10 protein-coding genes are annotated in these 9,600 nt (G+C 45.6%); 6 read left to right on the top strand and 4 right to left on the bottom strand.

Annotation, left to right across the window (positions count from 1 at the left end):
* Together ACWVCM_RS11470 and prlC are read right to left on the bottom strand one after the other, a co-directional pair.
* Positions 1 to 228, bottom strand: a 228-nt coding sequence (locus ACWVCM_RS11470) for an SH3 domain-containing protein (RefSeq protein ID WP_455201893.1), incomplete at its 3' end; no start/stop codon positions are given.
* A gap of 128 nt (positions 229 to 356) precedes the next feature.
* Complete coding sequence (gene prlC / locus ACWVCM_RS11465) at positions 357 to 2,396, bottom strand: oligopeptidase A (RefSeq protein WP_455201892.1); 2,040 nt, start codon at positions 2,394 to 2,396, stop codon at positions 357 to 359.
* Positions 2,397 to 2,674: 278 nt separating this feature from the next.
* On the opposite strand from prlC, the gene ACWVCM_RS11460 reads away from it, so the two are divergent.
* From ACWVCM_RS11460 to ACWVCM_RS11435, 6 genes are all read left to right on the top strand, one after another.
* Positions 2,675 to 3,682 carry a serine/threonine protein kinase gene (locus ACWVCM_RS11460; protein WP_455201891.1) on the top strand — a complete coding sequence of 336 codons (1,008 nt, stop codon included), beginning with the start codon at positions 2,675 to 2,677 and terminating at the stop codon, positions 3,680 to 3,682.
* A 449-nt stretch (positions 3,683 to 4,131) separates the two neighbouring features.
* The gene (locus tag ACWVCM_RS11455) at positions 4,132 to 5,070 is read left to right on the top strand and encodes an SPFH domain-containing protein (RefSeq protein WP_455201890.1); all 939 of its coding nucleotides are present in this window, start codon (positions 4,132 to 4,134) and stop codon (positions 5,068 to 5,070) included.
* Between the two features lie 4 nt (positions 5,071 to 5,074).
* Positions 5,075 to 5,521, top strand: a complete 447-nt coding sequence (locus tag ACWVCM_RS11450) for an NfeD family protein (RefSeq protein ID WP_455201889.1) — start codon at positions 5,075 to 5,077, stop codon at positions 5,519 to 5,521.
* Between the two features lie 55 nt (positions 5,522 to 5,576).
* Positions 5,577 to 6,929 carry a glutathione-disulfide reductase gene (gene gorA / locus ACWVCM_RS11445; RefSeq protein WP_455201888.1) on the top strand — a complete coding sequence of 451 codons (1,353 nt, stop codon included), beginning with the start codon at positions 5,577 to 5,579 and terminating at the stop codon, positions 6,927 to 6,929.
* Between the two features lie 15 nt (positions 6,930 to 6,944).
* A complete protein-coding gene (locus ACWVCM_RS11440) occupies positions 6,945 to 7,472 on the top strand; it encodes a gamma carbonic anhydrase family protein (RefSeq protein ID WP_455201887.1) in 528 nt (175 codons plus the stop codon).
* Between the two features lie 179 nt (positions 7,473 to 7,651).
* On the top strand, positions 7,652 to 8,050 hold the full coding sequence (locus ACWVCM_RS11435) for a hypothetical protein (RefSeq protein WP_455201886.1): 399 nt from the start codon (positions 7,652 to 7,654) through the stop codon (positions 8,048 to 8,050).
* A gap of 47 nt (positions 8,051 to 8,097) precedes the next feature.
* Here the strand turns inward: ACWVCM_RS11435 and aroE are convergent, their stop codons facing one another.
* Entirely contained in the window at positions 8,098 to 8,946 is an 849-nt protein-coding gene (aroE, locus tag ACWVCM_RS11430; RefSeq protein WP_455201885.1) for a shikimate dehydrogenase, read from the bottom strand.
* Between the two features lie 12 nt (positions 8,947 to 8,958).
* On the bottom strand, positions 8,959 to 9,600 hold a 642-nt coding region (locus tag ACWVCM_RS11425), incomplete at its 5' end, for an inorganic phosphate transporter (protein WP_455201884.1).

The following is a 9,600-nucleotide window of genomic DNA, read 5'->3' as shown; positions in this document are numbered from 1 at the left end:
ATCCCTGGTTTGTACCCTGGCATAGTTGTCCTCCCTTGCCAGTACATCCACAATCGTACCGCTGGGTAATGATTTTATACGCTCAGCCTGCGCAGATTTATCGGAGCGAATATCGACGGAAATTTTGTCTGTGATATAGACAGAACTGGCGAGTAATACAGTGGAAGAAAATGCTAGCGTCAGGAATACACTTACAATAAGCACGAATCGAACCGGGAGATTTAACATTTTTCACATCCTTAGGTACCAGTTAAAAGTTTTACAACATCACAGCTATTCAGTTATTTATTATTTTGCTTACTGCATTACCAAGACGTTACTTCTAGAATACTGCTCAGAATTGTATTTATTGTGAACTACGCCGCAATTCCGCTATGTCGCAACAAGGCTTCAATGGTGGGTTCACGACCCCTGAATTCCACGAACAACTCCATGGGTTCCCTGGAGCCGCCTTGTTCCAAAACAGCGTGAAGAAACTTTTCTCCCGTTTGGCGATTAAAAATCCCCGTTTCTTCAAATTTGGCAAACGCATCGGCAGATAACACTTCGGCCCATTTGTAGCTGTAGTAACCAGCTGCATAGCCACCCGCGAATATATGCGAGAAACTGTGTTGAAACCGATTATAAGCGGCAGGCGTAATGACTGCGACTTCCTGCCGAACATCATCAAGCGTTTGTTGTACACGAGCGCCGATGGCAGGATCGTATTCTAAATGCATGCGGAAATCAAATAGGGCAAATTCCAGTTGTCGTACCATTTGCATGCCGGATTGAAAGTTTTTTGCGGCTGTCATTTTTTCGAACAATTCGTTGGGCAATGGTTTGTTGTTTTTGTAATGACGGGCGATCAGGTCGATGGATTCTTTTTCCCAGCAAAAGTTTTCCATAAACTGGCTGGGTAATTCCACTGCATCCCAGGCAACGCCATTGATGCCGGATACGCTGATATTATCGACCTGCGTTAACATGTGATGCAGTCCATGACCGAATTCATGGAACAGGGTGAGTACTTCATTGTGTGTAAACAGAGCAGGATCACTGCCGATCGGCGGTGAAAAATTACAGGTAAGATAAGCTACCGGCGTTTGAATGTTATCAGCGACTTTTTTCCGGTCGATACAATCGGCCATCCAGGCGCCACCGCGTTTGTTGGCACGCGCGTAGAGATCAATATAAAATTTTCCACGCAACTGACGCTGTTCATCGTGAATCTCGAAAAATTTTACATCCTTGTGCCAGGTGTCGACATTATCAACCTGTTTGATACTTAATCCGTAGAGGCGTTTTACAATGTCAAATAAACCATTAAGTACGACGGGTTCGGGGAAATAGGGTTTCAGTTCTTCCTGGGTGATGGAAAATTCATGTTGGCGAAGCTTTTCCGAATAGTAGGTAATATCCCATGGTTGCAAATCATCGATAGCATGCTGTTGTCTGGCGTATTGTTTGACGGCATCCAGATCTTTTTGTGCATACGGTTTGGCGCGCGTTGCCAGGTCGTGTAGAAAATTCACAACCTTGTCAGTTGAATCAGCCATCTTTGTTGCTAAAGAATATTCTGCGTAATTATTGAAACCAAGCAGCAATGCCATTTCATGGCGCAATGCAAGTATCTCCTCCATTATTTGGCTGTTGTCCCATTGTCCGGCATGTGGGCCCTGGTCAGAAGCACGGGTAACATAGGCGTCATGCACTTCCTTACGCAGCTCGCGATTGTCGGCGTAACTCATCACGGCGTAATAGCAGGGGAAGTCCAGCGTAAGCATCCAGCCTGATTGTTTCTTGTGTTGTGCGGCCTGCTTTGCCATCGCCCTGGCGGAATCCGGTAAACCAGTGAGCTGTTCTTCATTATCAATGGTTTTTTGCCAGGCGTTGGTGGCATCAAGCACGTTGTCGGAAAACTGCGAAGTTAATTTGGACAGCTGCTGTTTGATTTCCTTAAAACGTTGTTGTTTGTCTTCCGCCAGATCGATACCGGATAGATGGAAGTCACGCAAAGCGTCATTAATCGTTTTTTGTTGCGCAGCTGTTAATTGTGAAAATTCGTCACTGGATTTTATGGCGTGATAACCATTGTAGATTCGTTTGTCCTGCGACAACTCAGTATGGAAGGTTGTGATTTTGGCCAGGCAATCGTTGTATGCGTTTCGCAGTGCTTCATTATTCATTACCGAATTCAAGTGGCTGACGGGTGACCAGGTTTTATTGATACTGTCCTGAATATCTTCCAGTGGTTGAACAAAATTTCCCCAGCTGTAACTATTAGTAGTAGTCACAAGGTCATCGATATGTTGTTTGCTTTCGCTCAATAACTGATCAATTGCGGGCCCTACGTGTTCCGGCAGGATTTGGGAAAAAGGGGGTAAACCTTGAAACTCAAGTAATGGATTGCTCATTAAATGCTCACTGTTAACCATAATTATTAATTAATCCAGCAAGTTGCTGTAGTTTAACTGACATAATAACACTTGTGATAACTATCTATTTCCAAGCATCGACGATGCCAGTTTTAGCTGTATCGCAACATTTGATGTGACAGACGAAAGCTGTCAGGGTTTCTGACTCAATACAGGTAATTTGCGTTACAGTGTAGTTAACGCTGATGTGCAGCACCAATCTTTGTATACGCAAGTGGGTGGGTGTAAATGGTGTTTAACGGGAGTACGAGGCAAAGGTGACAACGAATTTCAATAAAGAAGAAAAACACGCTTATGATGATTTAACACCCGACACGGTTTTGGATGCCGTTGAGTCGCTCGGTTTAATGACTAACGGACGACTGCTGGCATTGAATAGTTATGAAAATCGTGTGTATCAAATTGGTATTGAGGATCAACGCCCCGTCGTCGCCAAGTTTTATCGTCCTGACCGCTGGTCCAATGATGCCATTATTGAAGAGCACCAGTTTACCCTGGCATTAGCTGAATCAGAGATTCCTGTAATACCTCCCATGACCCTGGGCGAGGCACCGCTAACTTTGCATGAGCATATGGGATTTCGATTTGCCGTTTACCCCAATTGTGGCGGACGTTGGCCGGAACTGGATGATCCGGATAAGTTGATGTGGATTGGACGTTTTATTGGGCGAATTCATGCATTGGGCAAAGCAAAAGATTTTCAGTATCGTCCTCGCGTTGATATAGAGAGTTATGGACGGGAGTCGCTGCGTTTTTTGATGGACAATCAGGTAATACCCGAAGAAATACGTGAGGCTTACCAGGTTATTGCAGAACAGGTGTTGCAGAAGGTAGAAACAAGATTTCAGATCGCCGGTGATGTCCAGTATTTCCGTATCCATGCAGACTGTCATCCGGGAAATATATTATGGACCGATGATGGTCCTCATTTTGTGGATTTTGATGATACGCGAATGGGGCCAGCGGTGCAGGATATCTGGATGTTGTTGTCAGGGAATCGTCGTGAAATGACCGAGCAGTTATGTGATGTACTCGAAGGTTACACTGAATTTTGTGATTTTAATTCTATCGAGCTGCATTTGTTAGAAGCACTCAGAACGTTACGCATGCTGCACTATTCTGCCTGGCTTGCCAGGCGCTGGGATGATCCAACATTTCCCAAAAATTTTCCCTGGTTTAATACCCAACGCTACTGGGAAGAACAAATACTGACGCTGAAAGAACAATTGGCGCTAATGGATGAAGAGCCGTTAGTATGGAACTAATGGATCGTATTGCTTAATCACCAGTTACCCGATTGCTTTAGCGGAAAATTAAACGGATCGGCGAATTTATCTATTTGTTATCATTTTCAGGATTCAGTTCAGGTTTTGGCTGTTTTTATGGTGTATTGCCGGGGGTAAGTGGTGATTGCACCTTGATAAATTCACTGAAAGTCACCATTGATAGTTAAGGCCTCAAAACAATGCATAAAATGCCAGGAATCACACTATTCAGCGCAATGTCGCCCCTCATCAGGTGCGGTATATTCAGATCCAACAAAGTGCACAAACAGGCGGTGGAATGTAGTACTACCTGGTTCGCATTATCGTGAAAGGTTGACAAATAAATACTGGTGAATCCTTCTTTGGCTCCCATATGGCTCAAAAATTCTTCACAGATAAAACAATGTCAGGATTTACGATAGATTAAGAATGCTACTCAAGGAGGCGTTATGATTGGTTTTAGCTCGTTTGGTTTTGATTCGTTTGTTATTGTCCTGGGTGTGCTCGCGGTGCTGTTAGTGTTTATGAGCGCCAAGTTTATTCCGCAGGGACGAGAATATACCGTGGAAAGATTTGGGCGCTATACGCGCACCTTGCGTCCCGGATTAAATATCATTGTACCCGTGATAGATCGTATCGGTTCCAGGATGAATATGATGGAACGGGTTATGGATGTGCCATCACAGGAAGTGATCACCAAGGATAATGCCATGGTGAAAGTGGATGGCGTGGTATTCTTTCAGGTTCTAGATGCGGCGAAAGCGTCCTATGAAGTCAATCAACTGGAATATGCCATTCTGAACCTGACGATGACCAATGTTCGTACGGTCATGGGTTCCATGGACCTGGATGAATTATTATCGAAGCGTGACGAAATCAATGCGCGGCTGTTACAGGTAGTGGATGATGCAACCACACCCTGGGGAATCAAGGTAACCCGTATTGAAATCAAGGATATCCGTCCGCCACATGACCTGGTGGAAGCCATGGCGCGGCAAATGAAAGCGGAGCGCGACAAGCGAGCCAATATTCTCGAGGCGGAAGGTCTTCGACAGGCGGAAATTTTACGTGCCGAAGGTGAAAAGCAGGCCGCCATACTGGAAGCTGAAGGTCGAAAGGAAGCGGCTTTTCGCGATGCTGAAGCACGCGAACGTGAAGCGCAAGCGGAAGCAAAAGCAACCGAAATGGTTTCCACGGCAATTGCACAAGGCGATATTAATGCGGTGAATTATTTTGTGGCCAATCGTTATGTGGAATCACTGGAAAAAATTGCTACCTCAAACAATGAAAAACTGGTCTTCATGCCGCTGGAAGCATCGGGTGTGATCGGTGCCATTGGTGGTGTCGCGGAACTGGCCAAACAAGCCATGAACAAGCAAGGAGCATAATACGGTGACGCTGGAACAACTGGATTTTTGGCACTGGTGGATCATTGGTATCATATTGATAATACTTGAGTTGTTTGCGCCTGGCGCATTCTTTCTCTGGATGGGGATTGCTGCCGGTTTAGTAGGATTGATCCTGGTGCTGGCCCCGGAAATGACCTGGCAATACCAGTTCATCGTGTTTGCCGTGGTTTCAGTAGTGAGTATTGTGGTGTGGCGAAATTACCTTAAGAAACATCCAACAGAAACAGATCGTCCAACCTTGAATATGCGTGGTGAACAATACGTCGGACGCACATTCACACTAACGGAGCCCGTTGTTAATGGTGTTGGGAAGATCAGGGTTGATGACACCATGTGGAAAATCGAAGGGGCGGATTGCGAGAGCGGCACGAAAGTTAAAGTCACCAAAACGGATGGTGCCGTGTTGAAAGTGGAAGTAATCAACCAGTAATAGTTTTCATCAAGTATAAATACAGATACAAAAAATCTCTCAGGAATCATACAGAATGAGTAAACATTATGACTTGATAGCCATTGGTGGCGGCAGTGGTGGTTTGTCCGTTGCGGAACGGGCAGCAACGTATGGTGCCAGATGCGCAGTGATAGAACGCGGCAACATAGGTGGAACCTGTGTGAACGTAGGTTGTGTGCCAAAAAAAGTCATGTGGTATGGCGCAAACATGGCGTACACGCTGCAAAACGCACCTGATTACGGTTTTGATGTGAAATTAAAGAGTTTTAACTGGCAAAAGCTTGTTAAAGGCCGTCAGAGCTACATCAGCGGCATTAACAGTTGGTATCATGGTTATCTTAAAGAAAACAAAATCGACGAAATAACGGGCTCTGCGCGCTTTGTCGATGCTAATACGCTTGATGTTAACGGCGAATCTTATACTGCAACTCACATAGTCATTGCGCCAGGTACGACGCCTGCTACACCACCATTACCCGGTGCTGAATTAGGTATTACTTCAGATGGATTTTTTGCATTGCGGGAACAACCTAAAAATGTTGCGATTGTTGGTTCGGGGTATATTGCGGTTGAATTTGCGGGTGTGCTTAATGCGCTGGGTACTGAAGTCACCTTATTGGTAAGAGGGCCGCAGGTACTCAGTCATTTTGATGTCCTGTTGCGCGAGATTCTGATGAAAGAATTGTTGTCATCGGGTATTAATGTGATTACCAACACCAGTGTTGAAAGTGTGGTAAAGACCAGTGAAGGTGGATTGCATGTGAGTTGTAGTAATAATCAGCACTATGAAGGTTTTGATGGTCTTATCTGGGCGATAGGACGTGAACCCAATGTTGAGGGGCTCAACCTTGCAGTAACGGGGGTTGAAACAGACGAGCGCAACATGATTAAAGTAGATGATTTTCAGAACACCAATGTGCCCGGCATTTATGCGCTCGGTGACGTTACTGGGCGAATTCCATTAACGCCGGTAGCTATTGCAGCAGGACGTCGCCTTGCTGACAGGCTTTTTAACCAACAAACGGATCGGCGCCTGGAATATGAAAATATTCCCACGGTAATATTCAGCCATCCTCCAGCGGGAACGATAGGCCTGAGTGAAGAAGATGCGCGACGTAAGCTCGGTAATGACGCAGTGAAAATTTATCAAACCACGTTTACACCCATGGCCTATGCTTTCACTTCACACCAGTCTCAGACCGCGATGAAGCTGGTAGTTACAGGAGACGATGAAAAAATCGTTGGTTGTCACATCATAGGTGATGGCGCGGATGAAATGCTGCAGGGTTTTGCAGTGGCGATAAAAATGGGTGCAACCAAGGCTGATTTTGATAATACGGTTGCAATTCACCCCACCAGTGCCGAAGAGCTGGTAACATTGCGCTGAGCTGGTTTATCTGTCATGACGATCAAATCTTTCCAGGGTATTACGCCTGTTGTTGCGGATTCAGTCTACGTCGATGAGACGTCGCTGGTTGTTGGCGATGTGACAATTGGCGAAGACAGTTCTATTTGGCCTATGACTGTGGTCAGGGGTGACGTCAATAAAATAACTATTGGCAGTTGTACTAATATCCAGGATGGATCGGTATTGCATGTAACGCACCCCCATCAAACAATTCCTGATGGCTTCGCACTACGCGTAGGGAATAATGTGACAGTGGGTCACAAGGTTATCCTACATGGATGTGTCGTTGAGGATAATTGCCTGATCGGTATGGGAAGCACCATTATGGATGGAGCCGTGATTCAATCCCACGTATTAGTGGGGGCAAGTAGTCTGGTAGCGCCGGGAAAGGAGCTGGAAAGTGGTTATCTCTATCTTGGTAGCCCCGTCAAGAAAATTCGCCAGTTAACGGATGAAGAATATGCCTGGATTGATTATTCTGCAATACACTATAAAAAATTGAAAAATCGATATATGGATTAGTTGTGCCCCTGTTGCGGCCCTCCTGGTTACAGCCTATTTCACATTAGTCCCACGATTTTTCCACAATCTTTACACAATGATCAGTCACACTATCGGTCAGAATATCGAGTAATACTCATGTAAATCCATTACACCAAAAATAAACTATTCAAAGTGATGCCAGGGATTAGGAGACATGGATGAATATTTATATTGGAAATTTACCCCATCAAATAGAGCCTTCTGAACTCAGAAAGATAGTCAACTATGTGATGTTGCCGAGTAGCTTTCGAGGTTTATTAAGGCGGCTACTGGATAACAGAGATCGCATTACGCACAGTGAGTTTAATGTGATTGATCACTCTTCCGGTGATCAATCCATACGTTATGCCCATGCTGTTATTAAGCCCGATCATGTTGCCAGGCATGTTTTGCAGCGACTTGATCACCTTACTTTTCAGGGCAGTTCGTTACGGGCGCGTGAGTTTGTTGCACGGAATACAGGAAACGACCGTCGTAGTAAGCAGTATAAAAACCTGTATGCTGTCAACGTTTACAATCGACGCCAGCAGGAAAGGCGCAAAAGCTCCAGGGTGTAATCCGCTAGCAGGATTTAGTCGTTCGAAGGTATTGCCTGGCAGGTTAGTTAAAGACTGGCGCGTAATTGCTGGATGACCGGTGCCGTATCGGGTCGTACATTGCGCCAGATAAAAAAAGATTCCGCAGCCTGTTCCACTAACATTCCCAAACCATCGCTGATTTTTTCTGCGCCGTTTTGTCGGGCCCACTGCAGGAACAATGTCGGCTCACTTCCATACATCATGTCGTACACGACCTGTGCTTTGCTGATGGTGCTTACTGGAAGCGGTGGTAAGTCACCTTTCAAACTGGCGGATGTGGCGTTGATGACAACATCAAAATTTTTACCATTCAATTCATCAAAGCTCAAAGCTTCAATCTTGCCTTTCTCTGAAAAGTGCTTAACCAGTTCATGTGCGCGATCCATGGTACGATTGACAATGATCAATTGTCGGGGGTTGTTGTCGAGTAGCGGCGCAATAACGCCACGTGCAGCACCACCAGCACCCACCAGCAATACCTTTTTGTTGCTAATGCTAATGCCAATATTCCGTGTCAGATCGCGTACCAGACCAGTGCCATCGGTGTTATCGCCATATAATTCATTATCAGTGGATGGCTTTAAGGTATTGACCGCACCGGCGAGCTGAGCCCGCTCACTTAATTCATTCGCCAGTTGCCAGGCCTCCTGTTTAAAGGGTACGGTAACGTTTAATCCCTTACCGCCACTGGCAAAAAAATTTCCTACCGCTTGATCGAAACCACCAGGATCAACCTGGATGGCGCGATAGCGTATATTCTGTTGAGTCTGCTCAGCAAATTGCGCATGGATTTGCGGAGACTTGCTATGCGAAATGGGATTCCCCATGACAGCATATTCGTCCGGATCATGTTCAAAATCAAAAATGTCTGACATAGTATGAAATGTTCAAGCTTGCCCAAACCAGGATTTAAGTAATAGAAAAAATACAATAGACAAAATGGCACCAGCCGGCAAGGTGATAATCCAGGAAAGGAAAATCGTGTGTACGACTTTTAAGTTTAGTGCAGCGATACCACGCGCCAGTCCGACACCCAGGACTGCTCCCACCAGTGTATGGGTCGTCGAGATAGGTAATCCAGTTCCTGATGCCAGCACAACCGTGGTGGCTGCTGCCAGGGTTGCGGAAAAACCCCGGCTGGGTGTGAGTTGAGTAATGCCGGTTCCAACCGTTGCAATAACCTTGTGTCCATAGGTCAACAGCCCAACAATAATACCGATACCTCCCAGAAAGAGTATCCACAGGGGTAACGTTGATTTCTGTGTGATTTGACCCTGGTGTTCTACTATGCCCGCCACTGCGGCCAATGGCCCAATCGCGTTAGCTACGTCGTTTGAACCATGGGCAAATGCCATCGCGCATGCTGTGGCAATCATTAAAATGCCGAATACTTTCTCAACATTGGCAAAATGAAAATCACGATCAACGTCTGGATCGAATTTCAGGCGGTTTATATAGACGATCCCAACAAGCATCACTACAAAGCCTATTACTGTCGCCAGGCTATAGTTTTGTATGGAGGATAGATT

Source organism: Kaarinaea lacus (assembly GCF_975902315.1).
The sequence above is the reverse complement of the archived record's forward strand: the minus strand, read 5'-3'. Positions and strand labels throughout refer to the sequence as shown.